Annotated in this window: 13 protein-coding genes; 9 read left to right on the top strand and 4 right to left on the bottom strand. The window is 71.2% G+C overall.

Annotation, left to right across the window (positions count from 1 at the left end):
* The first annotated feature begins 146 nt into the window (after positions 1 to 146).
* The 4 genes from OV207_RS10330 to OV207_RS10345 all read left to right on the top strand — a co-directional run bounded on the left by OV207_RS10330 (position 147) and on the right by OV207_RS10345 (position 6,550).
* A complete protein-coding gene (locus tag OV207_RS10330; protein WP_267554638.1) occupies positions 147 to 3,290 on the top strand; it encodes a DUF4175 family protein in 3,144 nt (1,047 codons plus the stop codon).
* Positions 3,287 to 5,065, top strand: a complete 1,779-nt coding sequence (locus tag OV207_RS10335) for a peptidase MA family metallohydrolase (protein WP_420715197.1) — start codon at positions 3,287 to 3,289, stop codon at positions 5,063 to 5,065. Before OV207_RS10330 ends, OV207_RS10335 begins: the two co-directional genes overlap by 4 nt.
* 366 nt (positions 5,066 to 5,431) lie before the next feature.
* Entirely contained in the window at positions 5,432 to 6,163 is a 732-nt protein-coding gene (locus tag OV207_RS10340; RefSeq protein WP_267554640.1) for a DUF4142 domain-containing protein, read from the top strand.
* A 111-nt stretch (positions 6,164 to 6,274) separates the two neighbouring features.
* Positions 6,275 to 6,550 carry a hypothetical protein gene (locus tag OV207_RS10345; protein ID WP_193427948.1) on the top strand — a complete coding sequence of 92 codons (276 nt, stop codon included), beginning with the start codon at positions 6,275 to 6,277 and terminating at the stop codon, positions 6,548 to 6,550.
* 36 nt (positions 6,551 to 6,586) lie between these two features.
* Here OV207_RS10345 and OV207_RS10350 read toward each other — a convergent pair whose 3' ends face one another.
* Positions 6,587 to 8,617, bottom strand: a complete 2,031-nt coding sequence (locus OV207_RS10350) for an alpha/beta hydrolase family protein (RefSeq protein WP_267554642.1) — start codon at positions 8,615 to 8,617, stop codon at positions 6,587 to 6,589.
* Between the two features lie 133 nt (positions 8,618 to 8,750).
* Between OV207_RS10350 and OV207_RS10355 the strand changes: the two genes are divergently transcribed.
* Positions 8,751 to 9,371, top strand: a complete 621-nt coding sequence (locus OV207_RS10355; RefSeq protein ID WP_193427950.1) for a DsbA family oxidoreductase — start codon at positions 8,751 to 8,753, stop codon at positions 9,369 to 9,371.
* A 6-nt stretch (positions 9,372 to 9,377) separates the two neighbouring features.
* Here OV207_RS10355 and fliB read toward each other — a convergent pair whose 3' ends face one another.
* A complete protein-coding gene (gene fliB / locus OV207_RS10360; RefSeq protein WP_267554643.1) occupies positions 9,378 to 10,748 on the bottom strand; it encodes a flagellin lysine-N-methylase in 1,371 nt (456 codons plus the stop codon).
* A 10-nt stretch (positions 10,749 to 10,758) separates the two neighbouring features.
* Positions 10,759 to 14,508, bottom strand: coding sequence for a TIGR02266 family protein (locus OV207_RS10365; protein ID WP_267554645.1), 3,750 nt, complete (start codon positions 14,506 to 14,508; stop codon positions 10,759 to 10,761).
* Positions 14,509 to 14,686: 178 nt separating this feature from the next.
* Here OV207_RS10365 and OV207_RS10370 point away from each other — a divergent pair, with 178 nt between their 5' ends.
* From OV207_RS10370 to OV207_RS10380, 3 genes are all read left to right on the top strand, one after another.
* Positions 14,687 to 15,829 (top strand): hypothetical protein, encoded by a 1,143-nt coding sequence (locus tag OV207_RS10370; RefSeq protein ID WP_267554647.1) that lies wholly within the window; start codon positions 14,687 to 14,689, stop codon positions 15,827 to 15,829.
* Positions 15,830 to 15,970: 141 nt separating this feature from the next.
* Positions 15,971 to 16,300 (top strand): hypothetical protein, encoded by a 330-nt coding sequence (locus OV207_RS10375; protein ID WP_267554649.1) that lies wholly within the window; start codon positions 15,971 to 15,973, stop codon positions 16,298 to 16,300.
* Entirely contained in the window at positions 16,293 to 16,709 is a 417-nt protein-coding gene (locus OV207_RS10380) for a type II toxin-antitoxin system VapC family toxin (RefSeq protein WP_267554650.1), read from the top strand. The genes OV207_RS10375 and OV207_RS10380 overlap by 8 nt, the downstream gene beginning before the upstream one ends.
* A gap of 90 nt (positions 16,710 to 16,799) precedes the next feature.
* Here OV207_RS10380 and OV207_RS10385 read toward each other — a convergent pair whose 3' ends face one another.
* Positions 16,800 to 17,951 (bottom strand): hypothetical protein, encoded by a 1,152-nt coding sequence (locus tag OV207_RS10385; RefSeq protein ID WP_267554652.1) that lies wholly within the window; start codon positions 17,949 to 17,951, stop codon positions 16,800 to 16,802.
* 503 nt (positions 17,952 to 18,454) lie between these two features.
* Here OV207_RS10385 and OV207_RS10390 point away from each other — a divergent pair.
* The gene (locus OV207_RS10390; protein ID WP_193427956.1) at positions 18,455 to 19,483 is read left to right on the top strand and encodes an AAA family ATPase; all 1,029 of its coding nucleotides are present in this window, start codon (positions 18,455 to 18,457) and stop codon (positions 19,481 to 19,483) included.
* Positions 19,484 to 19,490 lie beyond the last annotated feature (7 nt).

Consider the following 19,490-nt stretch of genomic DNA (forward strand, 5'->3'; position numbering starts at 1 on the left):
GACCCTCCTTCCTGCGGCGGACAGAGCCCGGTCCCGTCTGACGCCCCCCGGTGGATGCCCGCGCGAAGTCAGCGGGACTGCGACACAATGGGAAATAGCCGGCCCCGCCCGGGGTTGGCTGGCGACCGACGAGCGGACGAGACAGCGTGAACCTCGAGACACCGCAGAGCCCAGGCCCCGAGCTGCCGCCCCCGCCGCCTCCCCCGGCCCCGCCTCCCCCGGCCCGGCGCGAAGCGCGCTCGCGCGGCGTGGCGGACCTGCTCGCCAGCGTCCGCGCCCGTCAGCGCCGGCACCTGTGGATTCAAGGCGCCCTGCTGGGCGCCGTCACCACCCTCGTGCTCCTCGCCGCCACGGGCCTGCTCGGCCGGGGGGCGCCAGGGCTCGCCCAGGCCCTGCTGTGGCTCGCCGTGCCGGGGGGCGCCGCGGTGGCGTGCTTCTTCGGCGTCGTGCTCGCGCGCCGGCAGGTGGGCGACGACCTGCGCACCGCCCGGCTCGTGGGCCAGCGCCGGCCGGAGCTGTCGCTGGACGTGCTCGCGGCGGTGGAGCTGTCACACGCGCGCCGGGAGGAGGCCGGCTGGTCCCCCCAGCTCGCGGACGCGTTCCTGGAGCAGATGGATGCCCGCGCCCGCACGGTGGACCCGCGGCTCGTGGTGGACGGCCAGCCGCTGCGCCGCGTGGCCCTGGCGGCCGGGGGCGCGGTGCTGGCGCTCGCGGTGCTGATGTTCTTCGTGGGCGACCGGTGGACCGCGGGCTGGAAGCACCTGCGCGCGCAGGCCGCGCGTCCGGAGACCGCCGCGCAGGCGGAGCCCATCACCGGCGACATCGAGCTGACGTACCGCTACCCCGCGTACACCGGCCTCGCGCCGCGCACCGTGCCGGGCACCAACGGCGAGGTGAGCGCGCCGTCCGGCACCGAGGTCGCGCTGAAGACGCGCTCGGACCGCCCCATCGAGCGCGCGGAGGTCGTCGTCAACGGCCAGGTGCTCCCGCTCACCGTGACGGGCGGACGCGAGCTCGCCGGCAGCTTCGTCGCGAAGCAGGGCGGCCACTACCACTTCGTCTTCTACGGCTCGCGCGCGAAGCCGCTCGCGGTGGGCCCGGACATCCCGCTCACCGTGGAGGCGGACAAGGCGCCCCAGGTGACGCTGCTCACGCCCGCCGCCGAGGTGGAGGTGGACCCCGGCCAGAGGGTGACGCTCAAGTACGAGGCCCAGGACGACTACGGCCTGTCCGGCCTGTCGCTGGTGTTCCGCATGCCCGGCGCGAAGCAGGAGACGCGCGTGAACCTGCCGCGCGAGGACAGCCGCCGCAGCCGGGGCACGTACACCTGGGACCTGGGCCCGCTCAAGCCCGCCCCCGGCGACCGCATCACCTACTACGTGGAGGCGAGGGACAACGACGCGGTGGAGGGCCCCAAGAAGGGCGTCAGCCGCACGCAGACCCTGCGCGTCTACAGCGCCGCCGAGCACCGCCGCGCCGCCCTGGAGAAGGCCGAAGCGCTGTGGGGCCGGCTCGTGGACCACCTGGCGGACCGGCTGGAGGGCCCCGACCGCGTGAAGCAGAAGGACGCGCAGGCGGTGGAGGCCGCGCGCACCGTGGACGCCAGCGGCACGGCGTTGGCGGAGGACTTCCGCATGCAGGGCGCGGAGCTGTCGCGCGAGAAGGACGTGCCGAAGGAGATCGTCTCCGCGCTGTCGAACATCGGCGGGGAGCTCAAGCGCAGCGTGAGCACCACCTCCGACTTCCGCCGCCTGTACCTGCGCACCCAGCGCGCGCGCGGCGAGGACTGGGGCACCGGCACCCGGCTCACCGCCGTGGTGGACGACGAAATCGAGGGGCTGGAGCGCGACATCCTCTACCTGGAGTCGCTCCTGGACCGGCAGAAGCTGGAGGCGCTCCAGGAGCTGACGAAGCAGCTGGCCAACGACCGCCGTGACCTGTCGCGCCTCATCGAACAGTACAAGGCCAACCCGGACGAGTCCGCGCGCGAGCAGGTGATGCAGCAGATCCAACAGCTCAAGTCGCGCATCCAGGAGCTGATGCAGCGCATGGCCGAGCTGCGCAAGGGCATCCGCGACGAGCACCTCAACGCCGAGGCGCTGGCGGAGATGATGCAGCAGGAGGACATGCAGGGCGCCATGGATGAAGTGGAGCGCCTGATGCAGGAGGGCAAGGCTGACGAGGCCCTGGCGAAGCTCCAGGAGCTGGGCATGCAGATGGACGAGATGCTGGAGTCCATGGACAAGTCCCAGGAGGAGTTCGGCGCGGAGCAGTACCCGGAGCTCGCGGAGAAGTTCGGCAAGTTCATGGACGACCTGCAGGGCACCATGGACGAACAGCAGAAGGTCGCCGAACAGACGCGCGCCCTGCGCGACCAGGCCCGCAACCAGAACCGCGACCGGCTCAAGGAGAAGGGCCAGGCCCTCAAGGACGAGCTGGCGCGCAAGGTGAAGCAGGTCCAGGAGAACTACCAGAAGCTGGACCCCGCCCGGCTCAACAGCCGCGCGGCCCGCCCCCTGGAAGAGGCCCAGTCGGAGCTGCGCAACGTGGAGAACGCCCTCAAGGTGGACGACTACGACCTGGCCGCCGAAGCCGCCGCCCGCGCCGAGGACGCCGCCCGCCAGCTGTCCAGCATGGGCGAGCAGCAGCGCCAGTTGGATGAGATGTTCGGCAACCCGCCGGAGGTGCGGCAGCAGTCCGCGCAGCTCGCGGAGCGGCTGAAGAAGGACGCGCGCGACGTGTCGGACGTGAGCCAGCAGCTCCAGTCCCTCTTCCCGCCCCCGGGCTCGCAGCTGTCGCAGGCCGAGAAGCAGCAGCTCCAGCAACTGGGCCAGCGCCAGCAGCAGCTGGAGCAGCGCGCGCAGGGCCTGCGCCAGCAGATGGAGGACATGGAGCAGACGGCGCCGCTGTTTGGAGAAGAGGCCGGCCAGCAGATGGACGAGGTGGGCCAGCGCATGGGCGAAGCCTCGCAGCGCATGCAGGGCAAGGACCCGGGCCGCGGCTACGGCGAACAGCAGGCGGCGATGGAGGGCCTCAAGCGCTTCCAGCAGCAGATGCAGCAGAGCCAGCAGGGCCGCAAGGGAGGCCGGGGCCTGCCCATGCCCATGGGCTCCGGACGCCGCCAGGAAGGCAACGGCCGCAACCCCCAGGACAAGGTGGAGCTGCCGGACGAGGACGCGTTCCAGGCGCCGCGCGAGTTCCGCAAGGACCTGCTGGACGCGATGAAGCAGGGCGCGCCGGAGAAGTACCGCGAGCAGGTGAAGCGCTACTACGAGGAGCTGGTGAAGTGAGCCACCGCACGCACGCGGCAGTCCCGGGCCTGGGCGTCCTCTGCGCCCTGCTCCTGGCCATCCCCACCGCCTTCGCGCAGCCGCCCGACGCCTCCCTCAAGGAGGAGGTGAAGCAGCGGCTGGGCAAGGTGGAGCAGTCGCTGGACGACTGGGACGTGGGCGGCGCCCGGCGCGAGCTGTCCGAGGTCGAGAAGCGCGTGCCTTCGGAGCTGGAGCCCCTGAAGTACTTCCAGGGCCGCGTCGCCTTCGAGGAGGGCCAGTACGGCGACGCGGTGACGCTGCTGGAGGGCGCGAACATCGAGGACAAGCCGGGCAGCTACCTGCGGCTGGCCAAGGACACGCGCGCCATCACCAAGGACCACCTGCGCGCGGAGAGCGACCACTTCATCTTCTTCTACCCGAAGGGCAAGGACGAGGTCCTGGTCCCCTACGCGCTGGAGACGCTGGAGGCCATCCACCGCGCCCTCAAGGAGGACCTGGGCTGGACGCCGCCGGGCAAGGTGCGCGTGGAGGTGGTGAACAACGCGCGCGAGCTGTCCAAGGTGAGCACCCTCACCGAGAAGCAGATCCGCACCACGGGCACCATCGCCATCTGCAAGTTCAACAAGCTGATGGTGACGAGCCCCAAGGCCGTGGCGCGGGGCTACGACTGGCAGGACACGCTGGCGCACGAATACGTGCACCTGGTCGTCAGCCAGATGAGCCACAACACCGTGCCCATCTGGCTGCACGAAGGCCTGGCCAAGTTCCTGGAGTCGCGCTGGCGCGGCAAGGGCGGCCTCGCGATGACGCCCTCCACGCAGGCCCTGCTGGGCAAGCGCGTGAAGGAGGACAAGCTCATCCCCTTCGACAAGATGCACCCCTCCATCGCCATGCTGCCCACGGCGGAGGACGCGGCCACCGCGTTCGCGGAGGTGTTCTACGCCATCGACTACATCCACGGCACCCATGGCACGGGCGGCCTGCGTACGGTGCTCCAGGAGCTGAAGGCGGGCCAGTCCGACAAGAAGGCGGTGGAGGCGGCCACGGGCATGCCCTTCCCCCTCTTCGAGAAGACCTGGCTGTCGTACGTGAAGAAGCAGCCCTTCCCCCAGGAGCTGGTGCCGCGCGACGACCGCGTGGTGCTCAAGGAGGACGCCAAGGGCACACAGAAGGACGGCGAGAAGAAGGGCCGTGAAATCTCCTTCGGCGACTTCGCGGAGGTCTCCGAGGTCCCCGCGCGCAAGTTCGCGCACCTGGGGGAGCTCCTGCGCGAGCGCAACCGCGTGAAGGCCGCCGCGGAGGAGTACGCGCGGGCGCACAAGCTGGTGGGCGACAAGTACGAGTCGGTGTCCAACAAGTTCGCGCTCGCGCTGCTGGAGCTGCGCCGGCTGGACGAAGCGGAGTCCGTGCTGCGCGGCTCGCTGCGCATGCACCCGGGCTCGCCCTCCACCAACGTGCACCTGGGCCGCATCCTGCTGTTCCGCAAGGACTACCCGAAGGCGAAGACGGCGTACCTGGAGGCGCTGGCCTCCGACCCGTTCGACCCGGAGATCCACCTGGCCCTCACCCGCATCCACGGGGCGCTGGGAGAGACGACGCTCGCCATGCGCACGCGCGGGGCCGCCGCCAGCCTCACCGGCCTCAAGCCCGAGGACGTGGACCGCGCCGCCCAGGCGTTCCTGCGTGCCGAGGGAGAGCTGTCGGAGACGAACGTCCCCGCGTCCTCCCCTGACACGCCGAAGCCGGCCGCGACGCCCGCGCCCGCGCCCGCGCCGAAGCCCGTCGGGAAGTAGGCCCCCTCCCCGGCAGCCTGCCGGCCAGGGTTTGTGCCCTTCCCACTTCCCGTCACTTCGGGATGCCTAGCTTTCCAGGCACGAGGAGGACGGGATGGCGTTCCAGTCCAGCGTTTTTGAGCAGGGCCCGCCCGCGTGTCGAGCGCGTTCCGTGCAGCACTGAACGCCTCCACCCGAGCCTGGGGACAGTGGCGATGTCCACTGCCGCACCCGCCCCTGCGCGCAACGTGCGTTGCCTCACGTCCGTCTTCCCACCCACTGGGTCCCTGGTCGCGCCCTGCCCCAACGTGCGCCGCGCGACCCGGCTGACCCAGGTCCACCGACCCTTCACGCCTCGCTTCCGAGGCCCACACAAGGAGCAGCACCATGAAGCGCACCCTGCACGGCGTCACCCTGGCCGCGGTCCTCTTCACCGGCGGCGTCTCACTGGCCCAGAGCGCCACGTCCCCCAGCACCATGCCCGCGACGAAGCCCATGGCCGCCAAGGGCGGCATGGTCGAATACAAGGGCTTCATGGCGCCTGCGGACGAGAAGGCCCTCCTGGAGCGCCTCCACCACATCAACCAGACGGAGATCCTCCAGGCGCAGCTGGCCCAGAAGAACTCGCAGAATCCGGACGTGAAGAGCTACGCGGACAACATGATCAAGATGCACACGGACGCCGACCAGAAGCTCATGACCTACGCCACGGGCAAGAAGCTGAAGCTGGCGGAGCCCAAGCCCATGGACGAGATGGAGCGCAAGGCCATGGCGGCGACCAAGGCCGACACGGCGAAGCTCGAAGTTCTCAAGGGCCCGCCGTTCGACTCCTGTTACATGGCCGGCCAGGTGTCCGCGCATGACATGGCCATCGGCAAGGTGATGGCCGCGAAGCAGGGCATGGGCGCCACGGGTGAGATGGCCACCATGCTCGACACGCTCAGCAAGGAGCTGCCGCAGCACCGCCAGATGGCCTACACCGCGCTCGGCAAGCTGGGCAACGCCATGGGCGTGGGCGGCTCCGGCGCCGACATGCAGGGCGGCTCCATGGACCACGGCTCCATGAACCACGGCGCCACGCCGGGTGGCGCCACGGGCGGTGGCACGAAGACGAAGTAGTGGGCCGTCCCGCCAATTTTCCGTGCTCACGGCACCGGGAATGTTGGCGAACGTCGGGCGCCTCCCGAAGCGCGTTCCGGGAGGCGCCTGTTCCATGCATAGTCGCGCGCCATGTCACGACTGATTGCCCTGACCTCCTGCCTCGCTGTCCTGCTTGTCGGCTGCGCCAACGACGCCGACACCCTCTGCGACCGTCGCAAGGAGTGCTTCGAAGCCGACCTGGACACCAGCAAGTGCGCCGACAAGGTCACGGCCTGGGAAGAGGAGAAGGAGAGCGAAATCGACACGCGGCGGGCGCGCACCGCGAACTGCGCGGAGTGCGTCGTGGACCGCACGTGCGCCGAAGTGCTCTCCAACTGCATCGACTCCTGCTTCGGCATCCCCTGAGCCCCGGGTGGAGCCCGGGGGACGCCTGGGTCCGCGCTACTTGCGCGTCCAGCGGTCCAGCCAGCCCAGCACCTCGTCGTGCCACTGGATGCTGTTCTGCGGCTTGAGCACCCAGTGGTTCTCGTCCGGGAAGTAGAGGAAGCGGGACGGGATGCCTCGGCGCTGGAGCACGGTGAAGGTGGACATGCCATGCGTGTCCACCACGCGGTAGTCCTTGCCGCCGTGGATGACGAGCATGGGCGTCTTCCACTTCGCCACGTGGTCCACCGGGTTGTGCTTCGCGTAGGCCTGGGGGTTCTGCCACGGCGTGCCTTCGTGCTCCCACTCCGGGAACCAGATCTCCTCCGTGTCGAAGTAGGCCATGCGCGTGTCCAGGTTGCCGTCGTGGTTCACGAGGCACTGGAAGCCGTCCGGCCAGTTGCCGGCGATCCAGTTGATCATGTACCCGCCGTAGCTTGCGCCCAGCGCGCACCGCTTCTGCTTGTGGATGAAGGGGTAGCGCTGGAGCGCGGCGTCCAGGCCCTTCTGCAGGTCCACCAGCGGCTTGCCGCCCCAGTCCCCGCGGATGGAGTCCGTGAAGGCCTGGCCGTAGCCGGTGGAGCCGTGGAAGTCGACCATCACCGCCACGTAGCCCCTCCCTGCGTACACCTGGGGGTTCCACCGGTAGTGGAAGTGGTTGCCGAAGCTGCCCTGCGGGCCGCCGTGGATGAGGTAGGCCAGCGGGTACTGGCGCTTGGGGTCGAAGTCCACGGGCTTCACCACGAAGGCGCGCACCGTCTCGTCGTTCCAGCCCTTGAACTCGAACTGCTCGAAGGCGCCGAACTTGATGCCCGCGAGCGCGTCCTTGTTCATCTGCGTGAGCTGCCGCGCGCCGGTGCCGTCCGCCTTCGCCGCGAACAGGTCCGCGGGCGAGTCCAGATCATCCATCGCGTAGACGATGTGGCCGTCCGCCGCGGGCTGGGCGCCCTCCGCGTAGCCCGCCTGCGTGAGGCGGCGCGCCTTGCCGGTGGCCACGTCCAACGCGTACACGGGGTTCTGCCCCACGTCGTTGGTGGTGGTGTAGAGCGTGGCGCCGTCCGCGCTCCACGCGAGCGAGCTGGCGGAGTGGTCCCAGTCCGGGGCGAGCACGCGCTCCTGGCCGCCCGGCCACGCGCGCAGGATGACGCGGAAGCGGTCCGCCTCGTAGCCGGGGCGCGACATGGCCGCGTACGCGAGCGTCTTGCCGTCCGGGCTGAACACCGGGCTGGTGTCCGTGGCGCGGTTCTTCTCCGTGAGCTTGCGCGGCTTGGACTTGCCGTCGACGGGGGACACGAAGAGGTCCAGGTCGGTGGACCACGCCTCGGTGCGGCCCACGTCGCGCGCGGCGAAGACGACGGACTTGCCGTCCGGCGTGAAGGTGAACTCCTCCGCGCCGCCAAAGGGCTTGCTGGGCGCGTCCGCGTCCATGCCCTTCATCACGTCCACGGGCGTGCCGCCGGCCACGGGGACGACGAACAGGTGGGAGCGGGTGCCGTCCTTCCACGTGTCCCAGTGGCGGAAGAAGAGCTGATCATACACGCGGCCGGTGTTCTTCTTCTTCTGCGCCGCCGCGACTCGCTGGGTGTTGCAGTCGAGCGTGCCGCAGTCGGGGAACACCTCCAGCGCCACGGCGAGCTGCCGGCCGTCGCGGGACAGCGCGAAGCTGTTCACGTCGAGCTGCAGCTTCGTCACGGGCAGGGGTTCGCCGCCGTCCACGGGCAGGCGCCACACCTGGGAGGAGCCACCGCGCGAGGACAGGAAGAAGAGGCTCTTGCCGTCGGGGGCCCACACCGGCTCCCCGTCGTTGTCCGGGTGGGCGGTGAGCTGGCGCAGGTTCGTGCCGTCCAGGTTGACGAGCCACAGGTCGGTGCGACCGCGGTTCGCCTCCAGGTCGGTGGAGCGCAGGACGAAGGCAATCTGACGGCCGTCGGGGGACACGCGCGGGGCGCTGAGCCGCCGCAGCGTGACCAGGTCCTGTGGATTGAGCGGCCGGGGGGCAGGCGTCGGAGCGGCGCCGAGGGCCAGGGCCGCGAGGAGCGACAGGGGCACGGAGGTTCCTCCTGGGAAAAAGGAAACGGGACCGTGCCCGGGGGAGGGGCCGCTGTCCACCCACGAAGGGTGGGAGGCGCGGTCGGGTCGCTCCGGGTGGCTGGCGCGGTGCGGCGATGTTAGGGGTGGGCCCATGCCCACGCCCGTCGTCATCCATGTCTGGTCCGACTTCGTCTGTCCCTGGTGCTACGTCGGCCTCGCCGAGGTCGAGAAGCTCAAGCAGCACTACGACATCCAGGTGGAGTGGCACCCGTACTTCCTGAGGCCGGAGACGCCGCCGGAGGGGCTGCCGCTGCCGGAGTACGTGCGCGAGGGGATGAAGGACCCCAACAACCCGCTCAAGCTGCGCGCGGCCCGGGCCGGGCTGAAGATGGTGCACCGGGACATCATCCCGTCCACGCGCCGGGCGCACGAGGCGACGGAGTTCGCGAAGGCGAAGGGCAGACTGGCCGAGTTCCACGCGGCGGTGCTGCGCCGGTACTGGAGCGAGGGCCAGGACCTCTGGCAGTGGGACACGCTGCGGGGCGCGGGCGTGGACGCGGGGTTGGATCCGGACGAGCTGCAGCACGCCGTGGATGCGGGCCACTACCGGGCGGTGGTGGAGGCGTCGGTGCGCGAGGCGCAGGAGATGGGCATCCGCGCGGTGCCCACGTTCATCCTGGGGGAGAAGCTGGCCATCCAGGGCGCCCAGGAGTACCCAGCGTTCCAGCGGGCCATGGAGCAGCTGGGCGCGAAGCCGAAGGACCAGGGCTGACGGCGGCTACAGGCCCTTCACCAGGATGAGCAGCCGCGCGAAGGTCTCCGGACCCTCGCCGGCCAGTCCCTGTGCGAAGTCCAGGAACTGGGGCGCCTGTTCGACGTGCTTGGCGACGAGCTGGAAGGACTCGACGGCGGCGGCGTCCAGGGTCGCGGCCGGGGTGCCGGGGGTGTCGAGCAGCGCGGCCACCGCCGGGTGCCCGAGCAGGACGTAGCGCACGACGGAGGCGCGCAGCACGAGGAGGAACACGGCGTTCAGGAGGCTGGGAGCCTCGGTGAACGGGTGGCGCAGGACGTGGTTGAGCGCGTGGTTCAGGAAGTACTGGTCCACGCGCGCCCCGTGCAGGGACGTCAGGGCGTCGCGCCGGGTGACGTGCAGTCGCCACGCGTCGTCCGGGGTCGAGTCCGCGCCTCCGTAGGACGCGCGCACGGCGCGCACGAGCGAGAGGTAGCGCTGGCTTCCGACGTGGGCCTCGCGCGAGCGGAGCACGGCGGCGCAGATGCCGGCCCACGGGCCTCCGGGCAGCTCCAGCGCTTCGAGCTGGGCGCGCAGGGCGTGCAGCGTGTCCTCGGCGTCGTAGGTGCGCAGGACGTCCGCGAGCCGTGCGGCGGCGGAGCGCGAGCGCTCCTCGATGGCATCACCCGAGGCGGCGGTCACCGCGTGCCTGGTAGCGACTGATGTGTCGGCGTTCCGGGGCGCATCCCCATCGCCTGGAAGCGCTTCCGCCCCATTGGGAGCGAACGCCGCCGTGCCCGGGAAGTAGAAGTCACCCAGGTCCAGCGCCATGCGGCCCAGCGCATACAGGCGCGCGGAGAAGGGCACCTCCCTGCGCGCGAGCAGCCGCAGCATCGCTTCGCGCATGACGTCCGCGTGGGCCGTCCAGGCGTCGTCACCGGAGGCCACCTGGCGCGCCAGTTGGGGGCGCAGGGCCTGCGCTTCGGACACGGGCTCGCGCACCAGCGCGTCTTCCGCCAGCAGGCACAGGCGCGCCGTCTCCGGACACGCGAGCGATCCGGCCATCTCCACCTGCGCGCCCCAGCGCGTCAGCACGCGCGGAAAGACAGAGCAGCCATCCGGCAGCACCGCTTCGCCGTACCGGCGCTGGAGCGAGCACAGCTTCGTCTCATCCAGGAAGGCGCAGTGTCCGTCCGCGCGCTTGCCCAGGAGGCCCGCCTGCTGGCCCGTGGCGCCGTCCGGGTTGGGCGTGATGAGCGCCGCGACCCTCGCCTCGTCCGGGCTCCCCGCCACCTTCTGGCGCAGCAGGCTCCAGCGGGACTCACTGATGGGCACCGTCAGCCCCGCGCAGCAGGTGTCCTCGCACGCCTCCGCGATGCAACGGAAGCGCGCCATGTAGCGGGGGGCGGAGGCGGTCATGGCTGGGAGTCTACTTGCGACCCAGGGCCTTCTTCACGAACCCCCAGAAGCGGCCCGCGCGGTCCTTGAGGTCGGCGCCCCGGCGCTCCTCGGCGGCATTCACGGCCTCCTTGCTCACCTGGAGCTGCTTCTGGAGCTCCTCCGGCGAGTAGCGCGTGGCGAGCGTCGCCTTCACTTCCTTGCGCGACGAGTACTCGCGCGCCTCCACGTGCAGCACGCATTCGGAGTCCAGCTTGAGCGTGACGGCCACGCGCACGGAGCCCTTGGGGCCGCGCGGAAGTCCCTCCACGCGCACGGTGCCCAGGTACTCGTTGGCGGAGATGTGGTTGTCCTCGCCCTGGAAGATGGACAGCTCCATCCGCTCTTCGTTGTCCTGCGACGTGCTGATGGCGAACGAGCGCTGCGAGGGCAGCGGGCTGTTGCGTTCGATGACGCGCTTGAAGGCGCCACCGGGCATGGCCACGCCAATGGTCATGGGCAGCACGTCGATGAGCACCACGCTGCTCACCTTGTCCACGGAGCCCGAGTACAGCGCCGCGCCCAGCGCCACCGCTTCGTCCGCGTTGACGCTCGCCTGGGCGTTCTTGCCGAAGAGGCCCTTGAGCTTATCTCGCACCAGCGGCATGCGGCTCATGCCACCCACGAGGATGATGTCGTCCACGTCCGCGGCGCGCAGCTTCGAGTCCAGGAGCACGTCGCGCACCACGTCGATGGTGCGGTTGAGCAGCGGGTCGCAGATCTTCTCCAGGTCCTGCCGCGTCATCATCACGCGCAGGTCCCGGGGCTTGCCCGCGTCGTCCATCATCAGCATGGGGATGTGGACCTCGAAGGTGCTGCGCTCGGACAGGCCCATCTTGGCGCGCTCGGCGGCGTCGCCCACGCGCGACAGGGCGATGCCGTCCCCGTTGAACGCGATGCCCTCCTTCTCCTGGAAGCGCTCCAGGAGGAAGTCGACGATGAGGTTGTCGAAGTCGATGCCGCCCAGGAAGATGTCGCCGCCGGTGCCCAGCACCTCGAAGACGTTCTTCTCGATGCGCAGGATGGTCGCGTCGAAGGTGCCGCCGCCCAGGTCGTAGACGAGGACCTTCTTGTTCAGCTCGCGGTTGAGGCCATACGCGAGCGCCGCGGACGTGGGCTCGTTGAGGATGCGCTCCACCTTGAGGCCCGCCATGGTGCCGGACTTGCGGACCGCTTCACGCTGGGGCTCGGAGTAGTAGGCCGGCACCGTCACCACGGCGCGCTCCACCTTCTGGTTGAGGTGGGTTTCGGCCATCTCCTTGCACTCGCGCAGGATGATGCCCTGCACCTCTTCCAGCGACAGCACGTCGTTGCCAAGGCGCACGGCGGCGCGGCCGGCGGCGTCGGGGGTGATTTCGTAGTGGAAGCGCTCGCGCACCTGCTTCACCACGGCGCTGTCGTAGGGACGGCCCACGAGGCGCTTGGCCCCGTAGATGGTGTGAGCGGGCCGCAGGACCAGCTGGTTCTTCGCGCGGTGACTGACGAGCAGCTTGTTCTGCGCGCTCAGCGAGATGACGGAGGGGATGGTGTTGTAGCCCTCGCGCGAGCGCAGCACGATGGGCCGACCGTTGGACAGCAGCGCCACGCAGGAGTTGGTGGTGCCCAGGTCGATGCCGATGACCGGACCCGTGCCCGCCAGCGTCTGCGGCGGCGTGAGGTAGATGGGGCGCGGCTGGCCATTGGCGTCCAGGGCCGGCGGGGGCGCGGGAGCCGTCGGCGCGGCGGCGGGCGCCAGCATCGCGGGGGCGCTCGGGGCGACGGGGGCGGGAGGCGCCTGGCGCACGGAGGGAGGAAGCACCTCGGGGCGCGCCTGCGGAGGCGGGGCGACGGGGCGCGCGGGGGGACGCCCCACGGAGGAGGTGGGCTCGCGCGCCAGCTCCAGCGGGCCTTCGTCCATGGAGAAGTCGAAGTCGAACTCGGTGCTGCCACCGGAGCCCTGCGTGGGCGTTGGCGGCGTCAGCGGCTGGATGGGCGGCGCGATGGAGCGCCCCGTCGCGGACGCGGGCTCCCGTGACAGCTCCGGTGCACCCGGACGACCGGCAGCGGAGCCGGGCTCACGCCCCAGTCCTGGCGCGGCGGTGCGACTGGCCGAGGACGCAGGCTCACGCGACAGCCCTGGCGCCGCGCGTCCCGCGACGGAGCCGGGTTCGCGAGGCAGCTCCGGCGCACCGGGACGACCGGCGGCGGAGCCGGGCTCGCGCCCCAATCCCGGAGCAGCCGAGCGCGACGTGGTGGACACCGGCTCACGCGACAGACCCGGGGCGGCAGGACGCCCACTGAAGGATCCGGGCTCAAGGGGCATCTCCGGAGCCACCGGGCGTCCAGCGGCGGAACCGGGCTCACGTCCCAGCCCCGGAGCACCAGGACGTCCCGTCGAGGACACGGGCTCGCGTCCCAGCCCCGGAGCACCAGGACGCCCCGTCGAGGACACGGGCTCGCGTCCCAGCCCCGGCGCACCGGGACGGCCCGTGGAGGACACGGGCTCGCGCCCCAGCCCCGGCGCACCGGGACGTCCCGTGGAGGACACGGGCTCACGCCCCAATCCCGGAGCACCGGGACGTCCCGCCGAGGACCCCGGCTCACGCGACAGCCCGGGAGCCGTACGTCCGGGCGAGGACGCGGGCTCGCGCCCCAGCGGCATGGGCCGGTGACGTCCGGGCGAGGACGCGGGCTCGCGCGCCAGCTCCAGCGGGCCGTCGTCCATGGACATGTCCAGTTCGAACTCGGTGCTGCCACCGGACGTCTGGAGCGGGGCCACGGGCGGCGGCGCGGGCTTCACCGCGGGCGGCGGTGCGACGGGCGCGACGCGAGGCGGCGCGGGCTCGAAGGCATCCGACATGTCCAGCTCGAACCCACCGGCATCACCGGAGGCCGGGGATGATCCGTCATCCTCCACCGAGAAGCCCATGTCGATGGGCGCCTCATCGAGCGGCTCCCCCATCGCGATGGGTGCATCCCCCATCGGGACCTCGAACTCGAAGTCGAGTCCGGGCAGCGGCTCGTCACCATCCGCCAGCACGCCCTGCACGGTGGGCGGAGGCGTGCCCGCGATGAGCTCATCCAACGGGATGTCCACGTCGTTGGACGTGTCCGCCAGCGGCAGGCTGTCCTCGTCCTCGGGAGACCCCAGCGAGAACGGCTCGTCCGGGGTCCCGAAGGAGAACGGCTCATCCGCCTCGGGAGGAGGGCTCGCGGGCGCTTCGATGTCGTCGAAGAGCGAATCGAGCGCGACACCTCCCGGAGCCTGCGGCGCGGGACGCGGCGGTGCGGCGACAGGGGGCGCGACCGGGGCGGACCGCTGCGGCGGCGCGGCGACGGGGCGCTGCGGCGCGGCGGCCAGGGGCGCGACGACGGGCGCGATGGACGGCAGCGCCGACACGGGGGCCACGGGGGCCGGAGCCCCGGCGCCCGGCTTGCGCTGGAGCATCAGCTCCACGAGCGCGCGGCTCGCCGTGTCCAGTTCCAGGAACTGCAACCCCATGCCCGGAGGACCGGCGGGGTCGTTCACCTCGCGCACCCAGCGCACGGTGGCGCTGCCCTGGAGCACGCGCACGCCGTTGGCGATCTGCACCTCGAAGCGCACGGGCGTGCCCACCGGCTGCGGCGTGCGCGAACGGATGAACATGCCGCCCGGGCTGAGGTTGGTGGCGAACTCCTCGGTGAAGCTCCCCACGGACTCATGCTTGAGCTTCACCAACAGACCGACCGACTTGCGGTCCGTGGTACGCCGACCTTGATCCATGGGTCGGCACTGTCGCGGCCCGGGGCCTTTCCCTCAAGGGGCTTCTGGTTCCTCGGTCGCCCGTCCGGCATCCCCGCGGGACCCCAGGTGCGCCTGCAACTTACCTGTATGTCCCGGCTATCCTGGGACTTCGTTTCCTGAACGAGGGAGTCCGGTTCCGCCGGACGGGAGTCCTCCGATGCATGCGGTTCCCCAGTTCGCCCCGGTTCCCCTGCAGGCGCGGTGGTTGGTGGACCGACGGCATGACCTGCTCTCCACGGTGGGAGGGCTGGGCGCGAGCCTGGCGCTGATGGCGTTGCACGTCCTGGGGGGCGTGAGCGGGCCGCCCCTGTGGTGGGCGTGGGTGCTGCTGTTGGATGGGCCGCACCTGTTCGCGACGGTGTCGCGCACGTACCTGGACGCGCGCGAGCGGAAGGCGCGCTCGCGCCTGCTGTGGGGCAGCCTGGGCTGGTTCGCGGCGGGGCCGACGGTGTTCGGAATTTCCGTGCTGCTGGACCAGCGCTGGCCGTTCGCGGTGTTCGTGACGCTGGCGGCGCTCTGGGCGTACTGGCACGTCGTGCGGCAGCACTACGGCATCATGGTGCTCTACCAGCGCAAGGCCGGCGAGAAGGACGCGTGGGACCGGCGGCTGGACAGCCTGACGCTGTACGTGGGGCTGCTCGCGCCGTTCGTGGCGTTCGCGCTGACGCATCCGGGAGCGCGGCGGCGGCTGGGCCTGCCCGCCGAACCGACCTGGGAGACCGCGGCGGCGCACGCGTGCTTCGCGCTGGTGCTGACGGTGGTGGGCGTGCTCGCGGCCCGGCAGGTGTGGCGCTGGCGCACGGGGCGCGGGGTGAACGGGCCGAAGCTGTTGATGCTGGGCGCGGCGCTGGGGCTGACGTCGCTGGTGTTCTGGCCGTCGGTGTCGCGGCGGATGGACTTCCTGATGTTCACCGTGGCGGTGACGGCGTTCCACAACGTGCAGTACCACGGCATCGTCTGGTTCTTTCACCGCAACCGCTACCACGCGGCCGGCGTGGACCGCGCGGCGTTCGGCTGGGCGCCCCGGGTGAGCCAGCGGTTCATCCTCTACGCGCTGTGCGGGCTCGCGTTCACGGTGGCGTACCGGGCGCTGGGCTGCGGCATGGGCGTGCATCCGGGCTGCGGCGCGTTCGACACGAAGGTGGCGTTCGGCGGGTCAGGGCTCACGCTGCGCGACTTCATGGAGGGGTTCATCTGGGGCTTCGCCCTGCACCACTACTTCCTGGACCAGTACATCTGGCGCGTGCGCAAGGACGCGGGGCTGAACCAGGACCTCAAGCTGGGCACGGCGACGACCTGACACCCGGGCCGCATGGCGTGTCAGAGCTGTCCATATTATCTGTACACCATGGCCAGCAAACATCGACGGCGCACTTCGCCCCGCCCCGCGAGCGCAAGGCAATCCGCCTCTCACAAGCGGGCCCTTCCGCTGGCCGTCCCCGTGACGGGGCTGGATGCAACGCTGCCCATCCAGCGCATTCCGCTGAGCGAGGCGCGCAGCCAGCTCAGCGCCATCGTGCAGCGAGCCGCTTCCCAGCGACACCTGACCGCCATCACCGTGCACGATGAGCTGAAGGCGTACCTCATCGCGCCCGCGCGGCTGGAGGCCCTGCTGAAGGCGGAGCGGCAGTCACGCCCCTCGGGAAAACGGAAGCCGAAGCTGCGAGGCTCCCTGCGCATCGTGGGCGACCTGGAGGCGCCGGGTGAAGGCCCTGGCGAACGACTCCAGCGTTCGGCGTTGGCCTCGGCGGAGGGGTTGGACCTTGAGTGAGGGCTACGTGCTCGACACGAACGCCCTGCTCTTCTACGCGGGGGACCAGCTCCAGAAACTCGGACCGAAGGCGAAGCGCGCCTTCACCGCGTTCGAGCAGGGCCGCGGCTATCTGATGGTGCCCGCGCCCGTCGTCATGGAGACATGGCTGCTCGCGCAGGGCGGCAGGCTGCGCTTCCCCACCACCCTGGATGCATGGTGGGCGGACATCGCCCGCCCGGAGCTGGTCCACGAGCCCATGAGCGAAGCAGATGTCCGGGAGGCGGCCCGGCTCGACTGGGAGCACCGGGCCCCCTTCGACCGACTCATCGTGGCCGTGGCCCGCAGACTCGGGCTGCCCCTGCTCACGCGCGACAGCGCCATCACCGACTGGGCCCAGAGCACGGGAGGCATCGAGGTCGCGTGGTGACGCGGTCCCGATGCCTCCTGTGAGTCAACCCCTCATGAAGGGAGGGGACACCCGCGGATGCCAGGTGTCCTCCCACGCCGGCGAATCACTTCACGGCGTCACGAGCCGCAGGAACGCATCCTGGTTCCACGCGGCGCCCGCGCCATCGCGCTGCCAGCCCGACGCCACCAGCCCCGCGTCCGGCAGCGCGACCAGCGTCGTCGTCGCCAGCGAGCACGTCCCGCTGGAGCAGGTCTCCGGCGCCAGCGTGCTCGCGCCCAGCAGCGCCCCGTCCGCCGCGTAGCGCGTCAGCCTGTTGCCGCACGCCACCGCCACAGGCCCCGTGGACTCCACCGCGGCGACAGTGCCCACCGACGCCGAACCGCACGTGGGCCGCTTCGCCCACTGCTCCTGCCCATCCGCGCTCGCGGTAAGCACGAACGGCCCACCCTCATCCAGCGTCGTCTCGTTCCACACCAGCAGGCCCACCGCCTCACCGGCCACCGCCACGGTGCCGTCCGCGCCCACCGACACGGAGCCGACGCGCCCGTTCACGCCCGGCACCTCCCGCCCCCACGTCAGCGCCCCGTCCGCGCCGAACGCGAGCACCACGAAGCCGCCCGTGCCCTCCGCGTCGAACGTGCGCCCATCCAGCGTCACCGGGCCCACCAGCCTGCCGGCGACCACCGACGTGCCCGTGGCCGACAGCGCCACCGCCGAAAGCAGCGTGCCCTCCGCCGCGCCGTCGAACGTCCGCGTCCAGCGCACCGCGCCGTCCGCCGCGTAGCGCACCAGCTGGGGCGTGTGGGCCTCCGTCGTCCACTCCTCGCCCAGGGCCACCGCGCCACCGGCCGCGTCCGCCGCCGTCGCGTACACCTTCTGGCCCACGCGGCGCTGCCACTCGGGCGCGCCGTCGTCGGAGAACTTCACCAGGAAGCCGTCCTGCGCCTCGCCCAGCCCGAAGTCCGCCGAATACAGGAACGCGTTGCCGGACAGGAACACCGCGCCGTCCGCGCCCGTGGAGCCCGCCACGCGCAGGTCCGACAGGCGGTTGCGCTCGAACTCCTTCGCCCACGTCCGCGTCCCGTCCGCCGCGTAGCGCGACAGCGTCAGCACCAGCCGCTCGCCATCCACCGGCTCACGGTCCTCGTCCGAGCGCGGCGTGCCCGACGTCACCCACAGCACGTCCCCGCCCCGCCCCACCGCCAGCCCGGAGCCCGTGTCGTCCTGCGGGCCGCCCAGGGTCTCCGACCAGGGGCTCACCGCCGGGGCCGCCGGAGCAGGGGCTTCCGCTGCGGGAGCCTCCGTCGGCGCCTGCGCACCAGGCGAGGGGGCGGCCGCTTCGGGTGCCGGCGTGGGAACGGGGCCCCGGGCTTCCCTGGGGTTGCCCACATCCTCAGCTTCTCCGACCGAGCCCTCTCCACAGGCGGTCCCACCCAGCCCCAGCAGCCCCGCGCCCAGAAGTGCCCACCCGCCCCAGATGACCCGTCGTGCTGAACGCATGCCGTGCTCCCATGCCTGCCCTGCCCGAATGCAGGCGCCTTGGGAACGTAAGCAGTGTGTCCACGAAGCGGCATTCCCCCCTCCCAGGAGGGACTTGAAACCGGCCGGGGGGCGACCGGGGGGTCGGGCGTGAGGCCGGGCGGACCCGTGTGTAGGCACGCGGAATAGGGAGGGCCTGGAACGGTTGCCACCACACGGCCGGGGCCCCTGGGCGACGGAAACCGTTGGTCCGCCCCCCGCGCGCCGATTAAGAGAACCCTTCCATGGAAAGCGCCGCCCCCGCCCCACTCCCCCCGTCCGACGCCACTGGCGAGGACCTGCGCGCCGTCGAGGAGCTTGCCCAGGCCCGCAACGCCATCGTCGAGCAGATTGAAAAGCGCGTCGTCGGCCAGCGCGACGTGGTGGAGCACCTGCTGATTTCGCTCTTCAGCCGCGGCCACTGCCTGTTCGTGGGCGTCCCGGGCCTCGCGAAGACGCTGCTCATCTCCACGCTGGCGGACGTGCTCAACCTGTCCTTCAACCGCATCCAGTTCACGCCGGACCTGATGCCGTCGGACATCACCGGCACGGACATCCTGGAAGAGGACAAGACGACGGGCCGGCGCTCCTTCCGCTTCATGCACGGGCCCCTGTTCGCGAACATCATCCTCGCGGACGAGGTGAACCGCACGCCGCCCAAGACGCAGGCCGCGCTCCTCCAGGCGATGCAGGAGTACCGCATCACCGCCGGCGGCCGGACCTACCCGCTGGAGCTGCCCTTCCTCGTCTTCGCCACGCAGAACCCCATCGAGCAGGAGGGCACCTACCCGCTCCCCGAGGCGCAGTTGGACCGCTTCATGTTCCTGGTGGACGTGGGCTACCCCAGCGCCGAAGAGGAGGTGCAGATCGTCAAGAGCACCACCGCCGGCGCGCCGCCGAAGCTGGAGAAGATCCTCTCCCCGGAGCGCATCCTCGCGCTCCAGGAGCTGGTGCGCCGCGTGCCGGTGCCGGACCACGTCGTGCGCTACGCGGTGGAGCTGGTGCGCCACACGCGCCCCAAGGAAGCGGGAGCGCCGGACTTCGTGGCGAAGAACGTGTCCTGGGGCGCGGGCCCCCGCGCGAGCCAGTACCTGGTGCTCGCGGCCAAGGCGCGCGCCATCCTCAACGGCCGCTTCGTGGCCACGGTGGAGGACGTGCGCGCGCTGGCGCGTCCGGTGCTGCGCCACCGCGTGCTGCCGAACTTCACCGCGGAGAGCGAAGGCATCACGTCCGTGAAGTTGATTGATCAGCTCCTCACGGTGGTGAAGGGCTAGTCCGGCC

It is taken from the genome of Corallococcus sp. BB11-1, assembly GCF_026626625.1.
GTDB lineage: Bacteria > Myxococcota > Myxococcia > Myxococcales > Myxococcaceae > Corallococcus > Corallococcus soli.

What these genes read in the sequence shown, in the direction of transcription:
- OV207_RS10340 (WP_267554640.1), top strand. Translation starts at nt 5,432, where the DNA reads ATGAAGCGCACCCTGCACGGCGTCACCCTGGCCGCGGTCCTCTTCACC.
- OV207_RS10390 (WP_193427956.1), top strand. Translation starts at nt 18,455, where the DNA reads ATGGAAAGCGCCGCCCCCGCCCCACTCCCCCCGTCCGACGCCACTGGC.
- OV207_RS10370 (WP_267554647.1), top strand. Translation starts at nt 14,687, where the DNA reads ATGCATGCGGTTCCCCAGTTCGCCCCGGTTCCCCTGCAGGCGCGGTGG.
- OV207_RS10365 (WP_267554645.1), bottom strand. Translation starts at nt 14,508, where the DNA reads ATGGATCAAGGTCGGCGTACCACGGACCGCAAGTCGGTCGGTCTGTTG.
- OV207_RS10345 (WP_193427948.1), top strand. Translation starts at nt 6,275, where the DNA reads ATGTCACGACTGATTGCCCTGACCTCCTGCCTCGCTGTCCTGCTTGTC.
- OV207_RS10355 (WP_193427950.1), top strand. Translation starts at nt 8,751, where the DNA reads ATGCCCACGCCCGTCGTCATCCATGTCTGGTCCGACTTCGTCTGTCCC.
- fliB (WP_267554643.1), bottom strand. Translation starts at nt 10,748, where the DNA reads ATGACCGCCTCCGCCCCCCGCTACATGGCGCGCTTCCGTTGCATCGCG.